Below are 19,350 nucleotides of genomic sequence, written 5' to 3' on the forward strand. Positions count from 1 at the left end.
TCGCCACAAGAGCTGCGCTCGGCTTTATTGCATTGGCCAGGCTGGCACCGGCGGCGGCCAAGATAGCAAATGGGCAGCACCGTCGCTAGAAAGCAAAACGCCAGCACTGAGGCTGGCGTTTTTTCATCGCAGATTGACCTGTTAGCGCGGCACCACAGGCTTGCGTGCCGGCTTCGGCCCCTTGCCCTTGGCCGCATCCTTGCGTTCCTTGGCGGCCTGCTGGTTGCGGGCGAAAGCCGCGGCCTTGGCCTGCTCACGCTTGTCCCACGGGTTACCGCCATCGCTGGCCCGCGGCGGCAGGCCGGTGTGCTGGGTCAGGATCTTGGTGGTTTCCTTGGCCACCTTGTGGCTGCCGGCTGGCGTCGAGTTCTTGCGACGGGCGCTCTGGTAGCTGTCGGTGGCCGGCTGGTGCAACGGGATCAATTGGTTCTTGCCCGGCCCGATCAAGTCGGCGCGGCCCATGCGGGTCAACGCCTCACGCAGCATCGGCCAGCCCTTGGGGTCGTGATACCGCAGGAAGGCCTTGTGCAGGCGGCGCTGCTCCTCGCTCTTGACGATGGTCACCGCATCGCTCTTGTAGGTGACCTTGCGCAGCGGGTTCTTGCCCGAGTGGTACATGGCGGTGGCGGTGGCCATCGGCGACGGATAGAACGCCTGCACCTGGTCGGCCCGGAAGCCGTTGCCCTTGAGCCACAGCGCCAGGTTCATCATGTCTTCGTCGGTGGTGCCCGGGTGGGCAGCGATGAAGTAGGGAATCAGGTACTGCTCTTTCCCGGCTTCCTTGGTGTACTTCTCGAACATCCGCTTGAATTTGTCATAGCTGCCGATGCCCGGCTTCATCATCTGGTTGAGCGGGCCTTCCTCGGTGTGCTCCGGAGCGATCTTCAGGTAACCGCCAACGTGGTGGGTCACCAGCTCCTTGACGTATTCCGGCGACTCGACCGCCAGGTCGTAACGCAGGCCGGAGGCAATCAAAATCTTCTTCACCCCAGGCAAGGCCCGGGCGCTGCGGTACAGCTGGATCAGCGAAGAATGGTCGGTGTTCAGGTTCGGGCAGATGCCCGGGAACACGCAGGACGGCTTGCGGCACGCGGATTCGATTTCCGGGCTCTTGCAGGCAATGCGATACATGTTCGCGGTCGGGCCGCCGAGGTCGGAAATGACCCCGGTGAAGCCCGGGACCTTGTCGCGGATCTCTTCGATCTCGCGGATGATCGACTCTTCGGAGCGGTTCTGGATGATCCGGCCTTCATGCTCGGTGATCGAGCAGAAGGTGCAGCCACCAAAGCAGCCACGCATGATGTTCACCGAGAAACGGATCATCTCGTAGGCCGGGATTTTCTCCTTGCCGTACGCCGGATGGGGAACACGCGCGTAAGGCATGCCAAACACGTAGTCCATTTCTTCGGTGGTCATCGGAATGGGCGGCGGGTTGAACCAGACGTCGACTTCGCCGTGCTTCTGCACCAAGGCGCGAGCGTTACCCGGGTTGGTTTCCAGGTGAAGCACACGGTTGGCGTGGGCGTAGAGCACCGCGTCGCCACGGACCTTTTCCACCGATGGCAGGCGAATCACGGTCTTGTCGCGGGTCATTTTCGGGCTCGCCAGGATCTGCACGACCTTGGCTTCGCTCGGGTCCTCAACCGGCCCCTTCTCCTGCTCGATGGCGCAGGCTTGAGTGTCCTGGGTGTTCACGTACGGATTGATGATCTTGTCGATCTTGCCCGGGCGGTCGATGCGCGTGGAATCGACTTCGTACCAGCCTTGCGGCGTATCGCGACGGATGAATGCGGTGCCGCGCACGTCGGTGATGTCTTCGATCTTGTGGCCATAGGACAGGCGCTGGGCGACTTCGACAATCGCCCGCTCGGCGTTGCCGTAGAGCAGGATGTCGGCGCAGGCGTCGATCAGGATCGAGTTACGGACCCGGTCCTGCCAGTAGTCGTAATGGGCGATGCGGCGCAGCGACGCTTCGATACCACCCAGCACGATCGGCACGTTTTTGTAGGCTTCCTTGCAGCGCTGGCTGTAGACCAGGCTCGCGCGATCCGGCCGTTTGCCCGCCAGGCCACCTGGGGTGTAGGCGTCATCGGAGCGGATTTTCTTGTCGGCGGTGTAGCGGTTGATCATCGAGTCCATGTTGCCGGCCGCGACACCGAAAAACAGGTTGGGCTCGCCAAGCTTCATGAAGTCGTCTTTGGACTGCCAGTTCGGCTGGGCAATGATCCCCACGCGAAAGCCCTGGGCTTCCAGCAAACGGCCAATGATCGCCATGCCGAACGATGGGTGATCGACGTAGGCATCACCGGTCACGATGATGATGTCGCACGAATCCCAGCCGAGCTGATCCATCTCCTCCCTGCTCATGGGCAGGAACGGCGCCGGGCCGAAACATTCGGCCCAGTACTTGGGATAGTCAAATAACGGCTTGGCTGCTTGCATGTCGATGACCGGTATAAAGGATGAAAAATCGCGGGCGCGGAATATAGCACAAATTTTGACCAATTCCGACGGCTATGGTCGGAAATCGGCGGCGCACCTATCGCGAGCAAGCTCGCTCCCACCTTGGAATGCATTCCTCTGTGGGAGCGAGCTTGCTCGCGATGAGGCCGGATCAGACGACGAAGAACTTACTCATCGTCATCGAAATTGTAGCTACCCGGCGCCAGGTTTTCGAAGCGCGTGTATTTGCCGATGAACGCCAGGCGGATGAAGCCGATCGGGCCGTTCCGCTGCTTGCCGATGATGATTTCGGCGATGCCCTTGTGCTCCGTCTCGGGGTGATACACCTCGTCGCGGTAGACGAACATGATGACGTCGGCGTCCTGCTCGATCGCTCCGGATTCCCGCAAGTCGGAGTTCACCGGGCGCTTGTTCGGGCGCTGTTCCAGGGAACGGTTCAGCTGGGAGAGCGCCACCACCGGGCAGTTGAACTCCTTGGCCAGGGCCTTGAGGGAACGGGAGATTTCGGAAATCTCGTTGGTCCGGTTGTCGCCGCTGGAACCGGGGATCTGCATCAGCTGCAGGTAGTCGATCATGATCAGGGCGATATCGCCGTGCTCACGCACCAGGCGCCGGGTCCGGGCGCGCATTTCCGACGGGCTGATACCGGCCGTATCGTCGATGAACAGCTTGCGGTCATTGAGCAGGTTGACCGCCGAGGTGAGGCGCGGCCAGTCGTCGTCTTCCAGTTGGCCGGAACGGACCTTGGTCTGGTCGATACGCCCCAGGGACGACAACATACGCATGATCAGCGATTCGCCTGGCATCTCGAGGGAATACACCAGCACCGCCTTGTCGCTGCGCAGCACGGCGTTTTCCACCAGGTTCATCGCAAAGGTGGTCTTACCCATGGACGGACGGCCGGCGACGATGATCAGGTCGGACGGTTGCAGGCCGCTGGTCTTCTCGTCGAGGTCGGTGTAGCCGGTGGACAGGCCGGTGATGGCGTTGTCAGTGTTGAACAAGGTGTCGATGCGGTCGATGGCCTTGGTCAACAGGTCGTTGACGCTCACCGGTCCGCCGGTTTTCGGCCGAGCCTCGGCAATCTGGAAGATCTGCCGTTCGGCTTCGTCGAGGATCTCGGCGGCGGTGCGACCTTCCGGGTTGAAAGCGCTGTCGGCGATCTCGGTGCTGATGCCGATCAACTGACGCAAGGTCGCCCGCTCGCGGACGATCTGCGCATAGGCCTTGATGTTGGCGACCGACGGCGTGTTTTTCGCCAGTTCGCCCAGGTAACCGAGGCCGCCAACCTGGGACGTCTGCCCTTCCTTGTCCAATTGCTCGGCCAGGGTAACGACGTCGATCGGCATGTTCTGATCGGCCAGACGGGCGATCGCACGGAAAATCAGGCGGTGGTCATGCCGGTAGAAATCGCCATCGGAGACTTGATCGAGCACGCGTTCCCAGGCGTTGTTGTCCAGCATCAGGCCACCGAGCACGGCCTGTTCGGCCTCGATGGAATGCGGAGGCACCTTCAGGGCGGCGGTTTGCAGATCGTATTGCTCGGGAGCGGTGATTTCGTTCATGGCCACGTCTGGTTATGAAATTCAGCAATTGCAGAAAGACAAAGGGCACGACCTGTAAACAGGATCGTGCCCGATGTTACCGGCTAGCACCCGAGGGTGCCAACCGACAGGTGTTGCTTAGGCTGCTACCACGACAACGCGTACGGTGGCTTCAACTTCGGCGTGCAGGTGCACGGCTACGTCGAATTCGCCTACGTTGCGGATGGTGCCGTTCGGCAGACGAACTTCGCTTTTCGCCACTTCAACGCCGGAGGCGGTCAGTGCGTCAGCGATGTCGTGAGTACCGATAGAACCGAACAGCTTGCCTTCGTCGCCAGCGGTGGCAGTGATGGTCACTTCCAGCTCGGCCAGTTGGGCAGCACGGCTTTCAGCCGATGCCTTACGGTCTGCGGCGGCTTTTTCCAGCTCGGCACGACGCTCTTCGAACGCAGCCAGGTTGGCAGCGGTCGCAGCGGTGGCTTTGCCGAAAGGCAGCAGGTAGTTACGACCGTAGCCGGCCTTAACGTTTACTTTGTCGCCCAGGTTGCCCAGGTTGGCGATTTTTTCCAGAAGGATCAGTTGCATGTGAAAATCCTCTAACTTTTAACCTTCACCGTTCGCGTTGTCGGCGTCTTTCGGCGCCATACGACCGCGAAAATCAATCAGGCTGTCAACGATGGCCAAGACCACGAGCAACGGACCGAGCAAGTGCATGAAAGGCAACAACGTCACGTATATCCCCACCAGCCAGAACGTGGCCAGTCGCTTCTGCGCCACCAGCCCGTGAATCAGGGCCAGGCCGGCGAAGACCAGCGCAACACTGCACAACGGCAACAGGATCAGTGCATGCAGTCCGAAAAACGGAGCGACACACATGACGGCCAGCAGTGACAGCGCCACGCTCTTGGGGAATCGGATGGCGCGAAACTCGCGACCGAAACCACCGGGGTTATACAACGACGCCTGCCAATAGCGCCCAAGAATCAGGCACAGCACGCTAAAGATCTGCAGCGAAGACGCTATCGAAATGATCATCAGCGGAGCGCTCAGGGCGGTGAGAAACGCCTTCTGGTCTGCCGAGAATGTCTCGTAGACCTCACCCATCGCCAGCGGCAGGACGTGTTCGAACGTCTGCGCCAGTGACTCGATGAAGGAACTGAATACAGTTCCCAGGCTCACCGCACACAACAACCCCACGGCCACGCTGCACAGCAGCACGCGATTCCAGGTATGGCCGGCGCGCAAAACCAACGCCAGGCCACCAGCCCCGAGCAACACCAAAAGTGTTGTCGGGTCCTTCAGGAAGTACCAGCTCACCAACGCTGACAGCAACCCGATACCCAGGACACTCAAGGCGTCCGAACCGCGCCGCAGGAGCACAAGGCACCCAGCGGCGGCACTCAACCAGAACAACAGCGGCAATACCGCGGATCCGGCCACAACCAACGTGGCCTGCACACGTCCCCGCATGATGAAGTCAGCTAAGGCGCGCATGCATTCAATCCCTTACTACTCGTCGACTGCCCGGTCTCAGCGGCCGTGGCTGTCGGTGTAGGCCAGCAGGGCCAGGAAGCGGGCGCGCTTGATAGCGGTGGCCAGCTGACGCTGATAACGAGCTTTGGTACCGGTGATACGGCTTGGAACGATTTTGCCGGTCTCGGATACGTAGGCTTTCAGAGTGTTGAGATCTTTGTAATCGATCTCTTTCACGTCTTCAGCGGTGAAGCGGCAGAATTTACGACGACGGAAGAAACGTGCCATGTGATTGGCTCCTTAAAAGGTCCGTGGATTACTCGTCAGCGTTATCGCTGTTGTCGCTGTCGCTATCGCTGTCATCGCCATCGGCGCTGTCAGAGTGCTCAGGACGGTCGCGACGCTCACGGCGCTCACTGCGGTTTTCTTCAGCCTTGAGCATCTCGGATTGGCCGGTGACGGCTTCTTCGCGACGGATGACCAGGTTACGGATCACTGCATCGTTGTAGCGGAAGTTGTCTTCCAGCTCGGCCAGGGCCTTGCCAGTGCACTCAACGTTCAGCATCACGTAGTGAGCCTTGTGAACATTGTTGATTGCGTAGGCCAGTTGACGACGGCCCCAATCTTCCAGACGGTGGATTTTGCCGCCGTCTTCTTCGATCAGCTTGGTGTAACGCTCAACCATGCCGCCGACTTGCTCGCTTTGATCCGGGTGGACCAAAAAGATGATTTCGTAATGACGCATGAATGCTCCTTACGGGTTGTAGCCTGCCGCTCAAAAACGGTCAGACAAGGAGTGAATGACACTTATGGACTTGTGGACGCTAGACACATAAGTGCCTGCCATCACAGCAAGGGGCGCAATTGTAGAGAAGGGCCGAGGGCGGCGCAAGGCAATTGGCGATTATTTGAACAGCCGCCGATCCTCACCTTGCACAAAACACTGTGGGAGCGAGCTTGCTCGCGATAGCGGTGTGCCAGTCAACATTTCTGGCACTGATACACCGTCATCGCGAGCAAGCTCGCTCCCACATTTGATACGCGTCTGGATCAGGGCTTTTTGGCGACAGCCTTGACGCTCCGCTGGCGTAGCGCCTCGAACAGGCACACGCCGGTGGCCACCGAGACGTTGAGGCTGCTGACGCTGCCAGCCATCGGCAGCTTGACCAGGTAGTCGCAATGCTCGCGGGTCAGGCGACGCATGCCCTTGCCTTCGGCGCCCATGATCAGGATCGTCGGGCCCGTCAGGTCCTGGTCATAGATACTGACCTCGGCCTCGCCCGCCGTGCCGACCACCCAGAGGCCGCGCTGCTGGAGTTTTTCCAGGGTGCGCGCCAGGTTGGTCACCGCCACCAACGGGATCACTTCCGCCGCGCCGCAGGCCACCTTGCGCACCACTGGCGTCAGGGTTGCCGACTTGTCCTTGGGCACGATCACCGCCAATGCACCGGCGGCATCCGCCGAACGCAGGCAGGCGCCGAGGTTATGCGGATCGGTCACGCCATCCAGCACCAGCAGCAGGGGGGCGCCTTCGGTGCGATCGAGCAGTTCGTCGAGCATCGCCTCGCCCCAGACCTGGCTCGGGCTGACGTCCGCCACCACACCCTGGTGAACGCCTTCGACCCACGCGTCCATTTCACGACGCTCGGCCTGGCCGATGGCAACCTTGTTCTGGGTGGCCAGTTCGACCAACGCTTGCACACGCGGCTCGCTGCGCCCCTCCGCCAACCACACTTGCTTGACACGTTTGGGGTGGTGACGCAGCAGTGCTTCTACGGCGTGCACGCCGTAGATTTTTTCCAGACTCATGACTTGGCCTTAGGTTTGCGCGACCCGCCGCTTTTCGCGGGGGCCGACCCCGCTTTTGGCGGGCCTTTACGGTGTTTACTCGGCTTGCTCGACGGCTTTTCCGCCCCGTGGGACTTTCCCCCAGACGCCGCTTTACCACCGCTTTTGGCTTCGTTGAGCAACTGCTGCTTCAACTCGCGGCTCTTGCGCAGTTCGGCGTTTTTCGCCGCTGCGTCGCTGGGGCGGTAGGCTTCGGGAGCCTTGTCCTTGACGGACGAACGGCGACCGGCCTTGGCTGGCTCAGGCTCCGCGGCTTTTGCAGGAGCCCCCTTACCTTTACCTTTGGTCGCAGGCGCTGCGGTCTCGCTGCCACGTTTTTTACGACCAGTCGGTGCTTCGGCGGGCTTGTCAGACATGCCGAAGTCGATCTTGCGCTCATCGAGGTCGACGCGCATGACCTGCACTTCCACGGTGTCGCCCAGGCGGAAGCTGCGACCGGTGCGCTCGCCCGCCAGGCGGTGGTGCACAGGATCGAAGTGGTAGTAATCACCCGGCAAGGCGGTGACGTGCACCAAGCCCTCGACGTAGATGTCGGTCAGTTCGACAAACAAGCCAAAGCCGGTCACGGCAGTGATCACGCCTGGGAACGACTCGCCCACGCGGTCTTTCATGAACTCGCACTTGAGCCAGTTCACCACGTCGCGAGTGGCTTCGTCGGCGCGGCGTTCGCTCATGGAGCACTGCTCGCCCAACTGTTCCAGGGCCGCTTCGTCGTACGGATAGATCCGCGCCTTCGGAATGGTCATGGCACCGGCGCGCTTGACGTGCGGGGTGTTCTGCTTGGAATGGATCACACTGCGGATCGCGCGGTGCGTGAGCAGGTCCGGGTAACGGCGGATCGGCGAGGTGAAGTGGGTGTACGCCTCGTAATTCAGACCAAAGTGGCCCTGATTGTCAGCGCTGTACACCGCCTGGCTCAGGGAGCGCAGCATCACTGTCTGGATCACATGGTAATCCGGACGGTCCTTGATGCTCGCCAGCAGTGCCTGGTAGTCCTTCGGCGTCGGGCCGTCCTTGCCTTTGTGCAGGGACAGGCCGAGCTCGCCGAGGAAGGCGCGCAGTTTTTCCAGACGCTCCGGCGGCGGGCCGTCGTGCACGCGGTACAACGCAGGAATCTCGTGCTTCTTGAGGAATTCGGCGGTGGCCACGTTGGCCGCCAGCATGCACTCTTCGATCAGCTTGTGCGCATCGTTACGGGTCGTCGGGGTGATCGCGGCGATCTTGCGCTCGGAACCGAAGACAATCCGGGTTTCCTGGGTCTCGAAATCGATCGCGCCACGCACGTGACGGGCACCCAGCAACACCTTGTACAGCGAGTACAGCTGCTTGAGGTGCGGCACCACGCCAGCGTATTCGGTACGCAACGCCTTGGCTTCACTGGTCTTCGGCGTTTCCAGGATGGTGCTGACCTTGTTGTAGGTCAGGCGCGCCTGGGAGTGGATCACCGCTTCGTAGAACTGGTAGTCGGTCATTTCGCCGGTCTTGGAGATGGTCATCTCGCACACCATGGCCAAACGGTCGACTTTCGGGTTCAGCGAGCACAGGCCGTTGGACAGCTGCTCAGGCAGCATCGGAATCACGCGCTCAGGGAAATACACGGAGTTGCCGCGCACCTGGGCTTCGTTATCCAGGGCCGAACCGATCTTCACGTAGCTGGACACGTCGGCAATCGCGACGAACAACTTCCAGCCGCCGGAGAACAGGCGCAGCTTGCCGGGCTTGGCTTCGCAGTAGACCGCATCGTCGAAGTCGCGGGCATCTTCGCCGTCGATGGTGACGAACGGCAGATGGCGCAGGTCGATGCGTTTTTCTTTATCTTTCTCTTCGACTTCCGGCTTGAGCTTGGCGGCTTCCTTGAGCACAGCCTCGGGCCAGACGTGAGGAATGTCGTAGGTGCGCAGCGCAACATCGATTTCCATGCCCGGCGCCATGTAGTTGCCGACCACTTCAACGATATCGCCCTGTGGCTGGAAGCGCGCAGTTGGCCAATGGGTGATTTTCACCTCGACGAACTGACCCACCTTGGCGGCGCCATTACGGCCCGGGGTAATCAGCACTTCCTGCTGAACCTTCGGGTTATCCGGCACGACAAAACCGATACCGCCTTCTTCGAAGTAACGGCCAACGATGCTTTCATGGGCACGGGACACCACTTCGACGATCACGCCTTCACGGCGACCGCGACGATCCAGGCCGGACACGCGGGCCAGGGCCCGGTCACCGTCGAACACCAGGCGCATTTGCGCCGGGCTCATGAACAGGTCGTCGCTGCCGTCGTCCGGGATCAGGAAACCGAAGCCGTCACGGTGACCGGCGATGCGGCCCAGGATCAGGTCGAGCTTGTCCACCGGTGCATAGGTGCCGCGCCGGGTGTAGATCAGTTGAGCGTCGCGCTCCATGGCGCGCAGACGGCGGCGCAGGGCTTCGAGTTGGTCCTCGGTGGTCAGACCGAACTCTTCGACCAACTGCTCGCGGCTAGCAGGCGAACCCCGATCGGCGAGATGCGCCAGGATCAGTTCACGGCTAGGAATAGGGTTTTCATATTTTTCCGCTTCACGAGCGGCCTCGGGATCGAGGGACTGCCAATCGGCCATTAGAGAGTTTTCACCTTGTCTATATGCGGGTTAGTTTGGCATAGGCTTAATGAAACGGGAAATTTCAAGCATCCGATAGCGTTTCCAGGATCATTTGACCTGCCTTCGAAGCCCCCGGAACGCACCGCTCGTGAAATTTAGCGGTTTTTTTCTCCGCAGGGGTTTACAGTTAAAAACACGCTCCGTATAGTGCGCGCCATCGACGACGTACACACGTAGCCGATACTGCCCAGATGGTGAAATTGGTAGACACGCCAGCTTCAGGTGCTGGTGACCGCAAGGTCGTGGAAGTTCGAGTCTTCTTCTGGGCACCAATTTCGAGCAGCAGGTCAATGACCTGGCAGCTCAACAAAAACCCGCGAAAGCGGGTTTTTGCATTTCCGCCCCCTGGAATTGCACCGGGCAATTACTAAAACAAAAACAGGGGTTTACAGATCAAAACGCGCTCCGTATAGTGCGCCACATCAACAGCGGCAACGCTGAAGATGCTGCCCAGATGGTGAAATTGGTAGACACGCCAGCTTCAGGTGCTGGTGACCGCAAGGTCGTGGAAGTTCGAGTCTTCTTCTGGGCACCAATTCAAGCTTCAAGGTCACGGCCTTGAACCTCACAGAAACCCGCGAAAGCGGGTTTTTGCGTTTCTGGGTATTGGAAATGTATCTGAACCTCTGAAATCGCTATCGCGAGCAAGCTCGCTCCCACAAGGATCGCAGTGAACAGAGATCCACTGTGGGAGCGAGCTTGCTCGCGATGGGTCCAGCCCGGCCACCCGATCAGGCCCTGAACTGCCCCAGACTTGCCTTCAGTTGCGCCGCCAGGTTGTCCAGCACCTTGCCGCTGGCGGTGGTCTCAACCACGGCCTGGGCCGCTTTCTCAGCCTGGGCATGGATGGTTTCCACCCGCCCACGCACCGCTTGCGCGCCCTGGGCCTGATGAGCCGCCGCCTGGGTCGCCAGGCCGATGGCCGCGTGCACCTGCTCGACGGACGCCTGCACCGACTGCTGCAACCGCGCGCTGTCACGCAGCACCAACAAACCTTCGCTGGCCTGGCGCCCGGCCTGGCCGATGGCAGCCACCGCCTCGCGAGCCCCCTGCTGCAAGGCCACGATATGCGCCTGGATATCGCCCGTGGAGCTCTGGGTCTTGCTCGCCAACGCCCGCACCTCATCCGCCACCACCGCAAAGCCGCGCCCGGTTTCCCCGGCCCGCGCCGCCTCGATGGCCGCGTTCAAGGCCAGCAAGTTGGTCTGCTCGGCGATGCCGTGAATCACGGTCAGCACCACTTCAATCTGTTCACTCTGCTGCGCCAACCGCTCGATCACTGCCGCCCCGGTATCAACCTGGCCGGCCAGGGCCTCGATCAAGCCGCTGACCTTGGCCGAAGTGCGCGTGTTTTCATCGGTGGCCTGGCGGATCTCCACCACTTGCTGCAGGGCCGCCTGCATTGCCTGGCTTTCCGATTGAGCCTCGTCCGCCATTTGCGACAGCGCACGTAGACTCTCCGCCACTTCATCACGCTGCATCCCGGCCGCCGCATCGGCGCCGGAGTTGCGCAAGGTCATCGCACCGATTTCCACACCGGTGCGCTGGGCCACATCGCCCGCCTCGCGAACGATGGGCTGCAACTTATCCACAAAGCGATTGACCGCCGCGGCCATGTCGCCGATTTCGTCCTTGCTGTTGATTTGCACTCGCTTGGTCAGGTCACCCTCGCCCGCCGCCAGGTCGTTCATGGCCGCGATCAGCAGTTTCAAGCGATTGACCACCCGACGCCCCAGCACCACGGCCAGCAACACCAGCACGCCGAAGCCCACCAGCGCCAGGCCCAGGCCGATGCGCCAGCGCAAGGTGCCCGCAGCGTCCTGCACGGTGCTGGCGGTGTTGGTCTGCATCTGCGTGGCCGTGGTCTGGGCCGACTCCAGGCGACCCCGCATGGCGGTGGCACTGTCAGCCGCCGCGCCCTTGAGACTGTCGCCGACCAATTGATCGCTGCTGGCGATCAAGGCCGAGAAGCGCTGGTCCAGCGCCTTCAGGTCGGTTTCAACGGCCGCCGTAGAAACCCCCATCAAGACTTTGCCGATCTCGACGCCGTTGGGGTTGATCGAGGCTTCGAGGTAATACACCGACGGATCGTTCTTCGCCGCGTCCAGCACCTTGTCCAACGCCCGCTCGCCCTTGCCTTTCTCCAGCAGCGCCTTGTTGATCGGGTTTTCCCGGTTCAGGTAGCGCGTCAGGTGCTCACCGGCGGCGTCGTCATAGATGACGAACAGCACGTTGGGATTGCGCTGGGCCCGACGGGCGAATTCAGAGAGGGTGGGCACGTCGTTATCCCACATGGCACGCGGTGCAACGGAAGCCAGGAGCTGCGCCATATCATTGGCGGAATCCCTCAAGTCCTTTTCCAAGGTCCCACGCAACTGCGCCTGCTCGTCCTTCAGGCGAGCCGACAAGCCGGCATTGAGCCGCTGGCGGGTATTGGCGGACAGGCTGTCCAGGCTCGACGTGACCTCTCGCCCGGCCTGCTCCAGCTCGGCGGAAAGCTTCTGGCTGTCCGCCCCCAACCGCGCGCCCAGGTCGGCTTCCAGCGCCGTGACGGTGCTTCGGGTCAGCGCAACGGCCACTAGCACCTGCACCAAAAGGGCGATACCCAGGGTAACGAACACTGGCCGTAGCAAACGGCTTTGTAACAGTGAGAGAACGGCCGACACGTGAAATCCCTCTACCAAACGCCATTAATTTGATGGCACTCAGGAAAACGGTGCCTTAATGGAGTTGCATAGCAAGTGTCGTGCCGCCCGGCAGGCAGAAACGACAAAGGGCCCCAACGAGGGCCCTTTGTTTTTTACATCAAAGGCTTATCAGCCGAACGGATGACGCAGCACGATGGTTTCGTTGCGGTCCGGCCCTGTCGAAATAATGTCAATCGGCGCACCGACCAACTCTTCGACGCGCTTGATGTAGTTGCGCGCTGCCACAGGCAGTTCTTCCAGGGTCTTGGCGCCGACGGTCGATTCGGTCCAGCCTGGCATCTGCTCGTACACCGGCTCCAGGCCGATGTAGCTGTCGGCGTCGGTCGGTGCGTCGATGACAGCGCCGTCCTGGTTCTTGTAGCCCACGCAGATGTTGATGGTTTCCAGGCCGTCCAGCACGTCCAGCTTGGTCAGGCACAGGCCCGAGATGCTGTTGACGTCGATGGCGCGACGCAGGATGACGGCATCGAACCAGCCGCAACGACGGGCGCGGCCGGTGGTGGCGCCGAACTCGTGGCCGCGCTTGGCCAGGAAGGCACCGACGTCGTCGAACAGCTCAGTCGGGAACGGGCCCGAACCGACGCGGGTGGTGTAGGCCTTGGTGATGCCCAGGATGTAGTCCAGGTACATCGGGCCGAACCCCGAACCGGTGGCGATGCCGCCGGCAGTGGTGTTGGAGCTAGTGACGTACGGGTAGGTACCGTGGTCGATGTCCAGCAGCGAACCCTGGGCGCCTTCGAACATGATGTCCTTGCCGGCGCGACGCAGCTCGTGCAACTCGGCGGTGACGTCGAGCATCATCGGCTTGAGCAGCTCGGCGTATTCCATGCACTCGTCCAGGGTCTTCTGGAAGTCGATGGCCGGTTCTTTGTAGTAATTGACCAGGACGAAGTTGTGGTAGTCCAGCAACTCGCCCAGCTTGGCGGCGAAACGCTCACGGTGGAACAGGTCACCGATGCGCAAGCCACGACGGGCCACCTTGTCTTCGTAGGCCGGGCCGATGCCACGACCGGTGGTGCCGATCTTCAGCTCGCCACGGGCCTTTTCACGGGCCTGGTCCAGCGCCACGTGGTAGGACAGGATCAGCGGGCAGGACGGGCTGATACGCAGGCGCTCGCGCACCGGTACGCCTTTCTCTTCCAGCTTGATGATTTCCCGCAGCAAGGCATCGGGCGCAACCACCACACCGTTGCCGATCAGGCACTGGACGCCTTCGCGCAGCACGCCCGACGGAATCAGGTGCAGGACGGTTTTTTCACCGTCGATCACCAAGGTGTGGCCTGCGTTGTGGCCACCCTGGTAGCGCACTACGGCGGCAGCATGTTCGGTCAGCAGATCAACGATCTTGCCTTTGCCCTCATCACCCCACTGGGTGCCCAGGACTACGACATTCTTACCCATAACACTTGTCCTCATTCGCGCAAACTTGGTGCCGGCCGCGGCCGGCGGGAAAACTCAAGAAGCCAGCGGCAATACTTGCCAAAGCCCGTTCTGCTGAATCAATTGCCGGTCGCAGTCCGCTTCACGGGCGGCGGCCAAAGGCTGCCCAGGCAAGGCCTGAACGACACGCTGACCCTCACTGCGCAACTGACAGACTGCCTGCCAGAGTGCTGCATCCGTACTGTCAGGCATCCAGATACCGCCAGACGGTAGCTCGACTTCAGCACGCCCCAGGGTCACCAGGGTTTTCAAATCGGTAGAGAAACCGGTCGCCGGACGGGCGCGACCGAAGTCGGCACCGATGTCGTCATAACGGCCGCCCTGGGCGATGGACTGGCCCACGCCCGGTACAAACACGGCGAACACGACGCCGGTGTGATAGTGATAACCGCGCAACTCGCCCAGGTCGAAATACAGCGGCAACTCGGGGAAGCGCACCGACAGTCGCTCGGCAATCGCCAGCAAATCGTCCAGCGCGGCCAACACCGGCGCCGGCGCATGGGCCAGGCGCTCACGGGCTGCGGCCAATACTTCACGCCCGCCGCACAGGTCCACCAGCGCCCGCAGCATGCTCGACAGATCGGCCGGCAGGCCCTCGGTCAGGCTGATGACTTCGTCGATGGCCTTGCGTTGCAGGGCATCGAACAGCTGTTGTTCCACTTCACCGGACAAACCGGCCGCACGGGCCAGGCCGCGATAGATGCCGACATGCCCCAGGTCCATGTGGACATCAGGCACGTCAGCCAGTTGCAGCATGGCCAACATCAGGCTGATGACTTCTACGTCGCTGCTCGGGCTGGCATCGCCATACAACTCGGCGCCCAGCTGGATCGGGCTGCGCGAAGATGACAAGGCACGCGGCTGGGCATGCAGCACGCTGCCGGCGTAGCACAGGCGGCTCGGGCCCTCACGGCGCAGGGTATGGGCGTCGATGCGCGCCACTTGCGGCGTGATGTCGGCCCGAAAGCCCATCTGCCGGCCCGACTGCGGGTCGATCACCTTGAAGGTGCGCAGATCCAGGTCCTGGCCCGCGCCGGTGAGCAGGGATTCCAGGTACTCGATATGCGGGGTGACGACGAACTCGTAACCCCAGCTCTGGAACAGATCCAACACCTGCCGACGCGCTACTTCGATACGCGCAGCTTCCGGTGGCAGTACTTCTTCGATGCCATCTGGCAGCAGCCAGCGGTCTACCGTTGCCATTACGCCATTCCCCTATGGTCCGGGCGGCCAGCCCTCGGGCAAGCCTTGAGTGAAGCAGAAAATACTTGGCCCACGCGCAAAACACGCGCATGAGCGACGTGACGAATGGCCAGCAATCGGCCTCGCCCAGCACTTTCCTCGAAAAACCTGTCGAGTCGTTCAACCCGACGCCTGCAACCAAAACCACAATCAAACGTGCAGACGCAAAAAAGCCGGGAATTTCCCGGCTGCCGCATCATACACACGTTTTCCCAAAGGATCACCCCGCCCGACGCTTTAGCCGCCGGGCGGAGTGCTTCAGGTCAACGCCGTATCAAGGCTTGGACTTTTCCAGGTAGTGGAAGAAGTCGCTGCTTGGGTCCAGGACCATGACGTCGGATTTGTTCGCGAAGCTTTCACGGTAGGCACGCAGGCTACGGTAGAACGCGTAGAACTCCTGATCCTGACCATAAGCCTTGGAGTAGATCGCAGCGGCCTGGGCATCACCATCACCCCGGACCTCTTCCGATTCACGATAGGCTTCGGCCAGCAGCACCCGGCGTTGGCGATCGGCGTCGGCACGGATGCCTTCGGCCAGCTCGTTACCCTTGGCGCGGTGCTCGCGGGCTTCACGCTCGCGCTCGGTGCTCATCCGCTCGAACACGCTGCGGTTCACTTCCTTCGGCAGGTCGATGGCCTTGACCCGGACATCGACCACTTCGATACCCAGCTCTTTTTCCGCCATCGTATTCAGCGAGCGGGTGATGTCGGCCATGAGCGCATCACGCTCACCGGACACCACTTCATGCAACGTGCGCTTACCGAACTGGTCACGCAGGCCCGATTCCAGACGACGGGACAGACGCTCGTCGGCGATCTGCTTCAGGCCCGAGGTCGCGGTGTAGAAGCGCTCGGCATCCTTCACGCGCCACTTGGCATAGGCGTCCACCATCACGGCTTTCTTTTCCAGCGTCAGGAAGCGTTGCGTCGGCGCATCCAGCGTCATCAGGCGAGCGTCGAACTTGCGCACCTTGTTGACGTAGGGCACCTTCACATGCAGCCCCGGCTGGACATCAGCCTGGACCACGCGACCGAATTGCAGCAACACCGCGCGCTCGGTCTGAGCCACGATGTAGAAGCAGTTCCAGGCAGCGATCGCCACGACGACACCGACAATAAGGGCGATCAGCGATTTATTGCTCATCAGCGACTCTCCCTGGTACGTGCTTGCTGTTGTTGCAGGTCCGCCGCTGCGCGGGTGCCGGCCTCATTGCTGGCCGCCGCCGAACTGGCCGGTGGCGTGCTGGTGTTGCGACCGCTCTCGACCATCTTGTCCAGCGGCAAGTACAGCAGATTGCTCTGGCCGTTCTTGTTGCCGGTCACGAGGACCTTGCTGGTGTTGCTGAAGACTTCCTGCATGGTGTCCAGGTACAGACGCTGGCGGGTCACTTCAGGGGCCTTGCGATACTCGGCCACCAGCTTGGTGAAGCGATCGGCCTCACCCTTGGCACGGGAGACCACTTCATCGCGGTAACCGTTGGCATCCTCGATGATGCGCTGGGCCTGGCCACGAGCTTCCGGCACGACGCCGTTGGCATAGGTTTCAGCCTGGTTGCGCGAACGCTGCTCGTCTTCACGGGCACGGATCACGTCGTCGAAGGCTTCCTGGACCTCACGCGGTGCCGCTGCGCTCTGGACGTTGACCTGGGTGACGGTGATACCGGTGCGATAGGTATCGAGGAACCGTTGCAGGCGCTCCTTGATTTCGCTGGCCATCAGTTCACGACCTTCGGTCAGCACCTGGTCCATGGCGGTGGAACCCACCACATGGCGCAGGGCACTTTCGGTCGCGTGCTGCAGGCTGGTTTCCGGCTGATCGACGTTCAGCACGAAGTCCTGCAGGTTGGTGATCTTGTATTGCACGGTCAGCGGCACCTCGACGATGTTCTCGTCTTCGGTCAGCATCTGGCCCTGCTTGGTGTACGCCCGCTCACGCGTGACGTTCTCCATGAACTTCTGGTCGATCGGCGGGAAATAGATGTTCAGGCCCGGACCAACCGTCTCGTAGTACTTGCCGAAGCGCAGCACCACGGCTTGCTCCTGCTCGTCCACGACATAGACCGCGCTGTACAGCCAGACAGCCGCCAGCACGACGAGACCGATGCCGAGCAGGCCGAAACCGCCGCCCTTGCCAGAACGACCGCCGCCCTCGTCACCGCGTTTCTTACCACCACCGAACAAACCGTTCAGGCTTTCCTGCAGCTTTCGGAAGGCCTCGTCGAGATCCGGCGGCCCCTTGCGGTCGCCGTTGTTACGACGCTTGCCACCCCAAGGATCCTGATTATTCGAGTTGCCACCCGGCTCATTCCAAGCCATAGCGCTCTCCATCTGATAAAGCAAAGACGCACCCACGGCGCGCCGACCAATGCTACAGAATGCCTGACACCGCTTTCTCAGGCTTTTATTGCAAAGTGTGTTGCTCGATGAATTCCATCGGTTGCAGCCCTTCGCGACTGACCAGTCGGTTGAGCTCCGCCCGAGGCAGGCGAACAGCCAGCAGGCAGACACCTTCTTCGTCGTGTTCTTCTTTTTGCACAGCCCCCAGCTCGAAAAACTGCGCACGCAGCCGGGCAAAACGTTGTGGCAATTTCAGGGTGCCGACAAACAGATCGCTGCCCAACAGCTCGGCCACGGCCTGCTTGAGCAGGTCCAGGCCGGTGCCATCGCGGGCCGACAGCCAGACCCGTTGCGGCTTGCCATCGGCATCGCGCTGGATCTGCGGCTCCACGCCTTCGAGCAAATCGAGTTTGTTGTATACCTCGAGGATCGGCAAGTCCTGGGCTCCGATCTCGCCCAGCACCACCATCACCTGCTCGATCTGCAGCATCCGGTCCGGCTCGGCGGCATCGATCACGTGCAGCAGCAGGTCGGAGTTGCTCGACTCTTCGAGCGTAGCCCGGAAAGCCTCGACCAGTTTATGCGGCAGGTGACGGATAAAGCCCACGGTGTCGGCCAGCACGATCGGCCCGAGGTCGTCCAGGTCGAGCCGGCGCAGGGTCGGGTCGAGCGTGGCGAACAACTGGTCGGCGGCGTAGACGTCGGATTGGGTGACATTATTGAACAGGGTCGATTTGCCGGCGTTGGTATAGCCCACCAGTGAAACCGTCGGGATATCCGCGCGCTTGCGACCACGTCGCGACTGCTCGCGCTGGCTGCGGACCTTTTCCAGCCGCCCCTTGATCTGGCGCAGGCGAACCCGCAACAGGCGTCGGTCGGTTTCCAGCTGGGTTTCCCCCGGGCCGCGCAGGCCGATACCGCCTTTCTGCCGCTCAAGGTGAGTCCAGCCGCGGACCAGCCGCGTACTCATGTGCTCAAGCTGGGCCAGTTCGACCTGGAGCTTGCCTTCATGGGTGCGGGCGCGCTGGGCGAAGATATCGAGGATCAGCCCCGTGCGGTCGATCACGCGACACTCGAAGACACGTTCGAGGTTACGTTCCTGACTGGGCGTGAGGATGTGATTGAAAATCACCAGATCGACCTGCTCGGCATGGACCAGGTCGCGCAACTCCTCGACCTTGCCACTGCCGATCAGGAACTTGGCGGTTGGCCGATGACGCGGCACGTTGAAAAACGCGACGGTCTCGGCGCCGGCCGAAAGTGCCAATTCCTGAAACTCCTGCGGATCTTCGCGCGCCTCAGGGTCCTGTCCATCCAAGTGAACGAGAATGGCCCGTTCACCACCACCGTGGCGCTCAAAGAACAAAGGAGGCTCCTATCAGGCGTTACCCGGTTCAGCGTCACCGCCTTCGGATTCGGTTGCGCTAGGCAGACGAATTGGACGAACTGGCACCACTGTCGAGATCGCGTGCTTGTAGACCATCTGGCTGACGGTGTTTTTCAGAAGGATGACGAACTGGTCGAAAGACTCGATCGTGCCTTGCAGTTTGATCCCGTTGACCAGATAGATGGACACCCCAACTTTCTCTTTACGTAAAGTGTTCAAGTAAGGGTCTTGTAGCGAATGCCCTTTTGACATGTGCCGCACTCCTTTAAGGA

The 19,350-nt window shown here is 61.4% G+C and carries 15 protein-coding genes, 2 tRNA genes and 1 pseudogene; 2 read left to right on the forward strand and 16 right to left on the reverse strand.

The features are described 5' to 3' along the window. Window positions 1-141: 141 nt before the first annotated feature. From J4E53_RS11920 to rnr, 8 genes are all read right to left on the reverse strand, one after another. On the reverse strand, window positions 142-2,442 hold the full coding sequence (locus tag J4E53_RS11920; RefSeq protein ID WP_060739414.1) for a YgiQ family radical SAM protein: 2,301 nt from the start codon (window positions 2,440-2,442) through the stop codon (window positions 142-144). A 188-nt stretch (window positions 2,443-2,630) separates the two neighbouring features. Beyond that, complete coding sequence (dnaB, locus tag J4E53_RS11925; RefSeq protein ID WP_027911801.1) at window positions 2,631-4,028, reverse strand: replicative DNA helicase; 1,398 nt, start codon at window positions 4,026-4,028, stop codon at window positions 2,631-2,633. Window positions 4,029-4,145: 117 nt separating this feature from the next. Next, the gene (gene rplI, locus J4E53_RS11930) at window positions 4,146-4,592 is read right to left on the reverse strand and encodes a 50S ribosomal protein L9 (RefSeq protein ID WP_003186385.1); all 447 of its coding nucleotides are present in this window, start codon (window positions 4,590-4,592) and stop codon (window positions 4,146-4,148) included. 18 nt (window positions 4,593-4,610) lie between these two features. After that, window positions 4,611-5,501: a hypothetical protein gene (locus J4E53_RS11935; RefSeq protein ID WP_103308790.1), complete on the reverse strand. Its 891-nt coding sequence runs from the start codon at window positions 5,499-5,501 to the stop codon at window positions 4,611-4,613. 36 nt (window positions 5,502-5,537) lie between these two features. Beyond that, window positions 5,538-5,768, reverse strand: a complete 231-nt coding sequence (gene rpsR, locus J4E53_RS11940; RefSeq protein ID WP_002551829.1) for a 30S ribosomal protein S18 — start codon at window positions 5,766-5,768, stop codon at window positions 5,538-5,540. A 28-nt stretch (window positions 5,769-5,796) separates the two neighbouring features. Next, window positions 5,797-6,225 (reverse strand): 30S ribosomal protein S6, encoded by a 429-nt coding sequence (gene rpsF / locus J4E53_RS11945; protein WP_003186395.1) that lies wholly within the window; start codon window positions 6,223-6,225, stop codon window positions 5,797-5,799. A 305-nt stretch (window positions 6,226-6,530) separates the two neighbouring features. Continuing rightward, window positions 6,531-7,289 (reverse strand): 23S rRNA (guanosine(2251)-2'-O)-methyltransferase RlmB, encoded by a 759-nt coding sequence (gene rlmB, locus J4E53_RS11950; protein ID WP_060739416.1) that lies wholly within the window; start codon window positions 7,287-7,289, stop codon window positions 6,531-6,533. Further along, complete coding sequence (rnr, locus tag J4E53_RS11955) at window positions 7,286-9,922, reverse strand: ribonuclease R (RefSeq protein ID WP_060739417.1); 2,637 nt, start codon at window positions 9,920-9,922, stop codon at window positions 7,286-7,288. Before rnr ends, rlmB begins: the two co-directional genes overlap by 4 nt. 227 nt (window positions 9,923-10,149) lie before the next feature. Between rnr and J4E53_RS11960 the strand changes: the two genes are divergently transcribed. Together J4E53_RS11960 and J4E53_RS11965 are read left to right on the forward strand one after the other, a co-directional pair. Further along, window positions 10,150-10,236: transfer RNA gene (locus J4E53_RS11960), tRNA-Leu, on the forward strand. Between the two features lie 176 nt (window positions 10,237-10,412). Beyond that, a tRNA-Leu gene (locus tag J4E53_RS11965) sits at window positions 10,413-10,499 on the forward strand. 196 nt (window positions 10,500-10,695) lie between these two features. On the opposite strand, the gene J4E53_RS31055 is transcribed toward J4E53_RS11965, so the two are convergent. From J4E53_RS31055 to hfq, 8 genes and pseudogenes are all read right to left on the reverse strand, one after another. Continuing rightward, window positions 10,696-11,580: a methyl-accepting chemotaxis protein gene (locus J4E53_RS31055; RefSeq protein ID WP_409077845.1), complete on the reverse strand. Its 885-nt coding sequence runs from the start codon at window positions 11,578-11,580 to the stop codon at window positions 10,696-10,698. A gap of 21 nt (window positions 11,581-11,601) precedes the next feature. Continuing rightward, a pseudogene (locus J4E53_RS31060) lies at window positions 11,602-12,294 on the reverse strand (methyl-accepting chemotaxis protein); the annotation flags it as partial. A 486-nt stretch (window positions 12,295-12,780) separates the two neighbouring features. Continuing rightward, window positions 12,781-14,073, reverse strand: a complete 1,293-nt coding sequence (locus tag J4E53_RS11975) for an adenylosuccinate synthase (protein WP_039592540.1) — start codon at window positions 14,071-14,073, stop codon at window positions 12,781-12,783. Between the two features lie 54 nt (window positions 14,074-14,127). Continuing rightward, complete coding sequence (locus J4E53_RS11980; protein WP_060739419.1) at window positions 14,128-15,315, reverse strand: ATP phosphoribosyltransferase regulatory subunit; 1,188 nt, start codon at window positions 15,313-15,315, stop codon at window positions 14,128-14,130. 313 nt (window positions 15,316-15,628) lie between these two features. After that, window positions 15,629-16,498, reverse strand: coding sequence for a protease modulator HflC (hflC, locus tag J4E53_RS11985; protein WP_060739420.1), 870 nt, complete (start codon window positions 16,496-16,498; stop codon window positions 15,629-15,631). Continuing rightward, window positions 16,498-17,670 carry an FtsH protease activity modulator HflK gene (gene hflK, locus J4E53_RS11990; RefSeq protein ID WP_060739421.1) on the reverse strand — a complete coding sequence of 391 codons (1,173 nt, stop codon included), beginning with the start codon at window positions 17,668-17,670 and terminating at the stop codon, window positions 16,498-16,500. Before hflK ends, hflC begins: the two co-directional genes overlap by 1 nt. A gap of 85 nt (window positions 17,671-17,755) precedes the next feature. Continuing rightward, window positions 17,756-19,057: a ribosome rescue GTPase HflX gene (gene hflX / locus J4E53_RS11995; protein WP_060739422.1), complete on the reverse strand. Its 1,302-nt coding sequence runs from the start codon at window positions 19,055-19,057 to the stop codon at window positions 17,756-17,758. A gap of 12 nt (window positions 19,058-19,069) precedes the next feature. Continuing rightward, on the reverse strand, window positions 19,070-19,330 hold the full coding sequence (hfq, locus tag J4E53_RS12000; RefSeq protein WP_003186419.1) for an RNA chaperone Hfq: 261 nt from the start codon (window positions 19,328-19,330) through the stop codon (window positions 19,070-19,072). Between the last annotated feature and the right edge of the window lie 20 nt (window positions 19,331-19,350).

Source organism: Pseudomonas sp. FW305-28 (assembly GCF_017351395.1).
Taxonomy (GTDB): domain Bacteria; phylum Pseudomonadota; class Gammaproteobacteria; order Pseudomonadales; family Pseudomonadaceae; genus Aquipseudomonas; species Aquipseudomonas fluorescens_AA.

What these genes read in the sequence shown, in the direction of transcription:
- J4E53_RS11920 (WP_060739414.1), bottom strand. Translation starts at nt 2,442, where the DNA reads ATGCAAGCAGCCAAGCCGTTATTTGACTATCCCAAGTACTGGGCCGAA.
- dnaB (WP_027911801.1), bottom strand. Translation starts at nt 4,028, where the DNA reads ATGAACGAAATCACCGCTCCCGAGCAATACGATCTGCAAACCGCCGCC.
- rplI (WP_003186385.1), bottom strand. Translation starts at nt 4,592, where the DNA reads ATGCAACTGATCCTTCTGGAAAAAATCGCCAACCTGGGCAACCTGGGC.
- J4E53_RS11935 (WP_103308790.1), bottom strand. Translation starts at nt 5,501, where the DNA reads ATGCGCGCCTTAGCTGACTTCATCATGCGGGGACGTGTGCAGGCCACG.
- rpsR (WP_002551829.1), bottom strand. Translation starts at nt 5,768, where the DNA reads ATGGCACGTTTCTTCCGTCGTCGTAAATTCTGCCGCTTCACCGCTGAA.
- rpsF (WP_003186395.1), bottom strand. Translation starts at nt 6,225, where the DNA reads ATGCGTCATTACGAAATCATCTTTTTGGTCCACCCGGATCAAAGCGAG.
- rlmB (WP_060739416.1), bottom strand. Translation starts at nt 7,289, where the DNA reads ATGAGTCTGGAAAAAATCTACGGCGTGCACGCCGTAGAAGCACTGCTG.
- rnr (WP_060739417.1), bottom strand. Translation starts at nt 9,922, where the DNA reads ATGGCCGATTGGCAGTCCCTCGATCCCGAGGCCGCTCGTGAAGCGGAA.
- J4E53_RS31055 (WP_409077845.1), bottom strand. Translation starts at nt 11,580, where the DNA reads ATGGCCGCGGCGGTCAATCGCTTTGTGGATAAGTTGCAGCCCATCGTT.
- J4E53_RS11975 (WP_039592540.1), bottom strand. Translation starts at nt 14,073, where the DNA reads ATGGGTAAGAATGTCGTAGTCCTGGGCACCCAGTGGGGTGATGAGGGC.
- J4E53_RS11980 (WP_060739419.1), bottom strand. Translation starts at nt 15,315, where the DNA reads ATGGCAACGGTAGACCGCTGGCTGCTGCCAGATGGCATCGAAGAAGTA.
- hflC (WP_060739420.1), bottom strand. Translation starts at nt 16,498, where the DNA reads ATGAGCAATAAATCGCTGATCGCCCTTATTGTCGGTGTCGTCGTGGCG.
- hflK (WP_060739421.1), bottom strand. Translation starts at nt 17,670, where the DNA reads ATGGCTTGGAATGAGCCGGGTGGCAACTCGAATAATCAGGATCCTTGG.
- hfq (WP_003186419.1), bottom strand. Translation starts at nt 19,330, where the DNA reads ATGTCAAAAGGGCATTCGCTACAAGACCCTTACTTGAACACTTTACGT.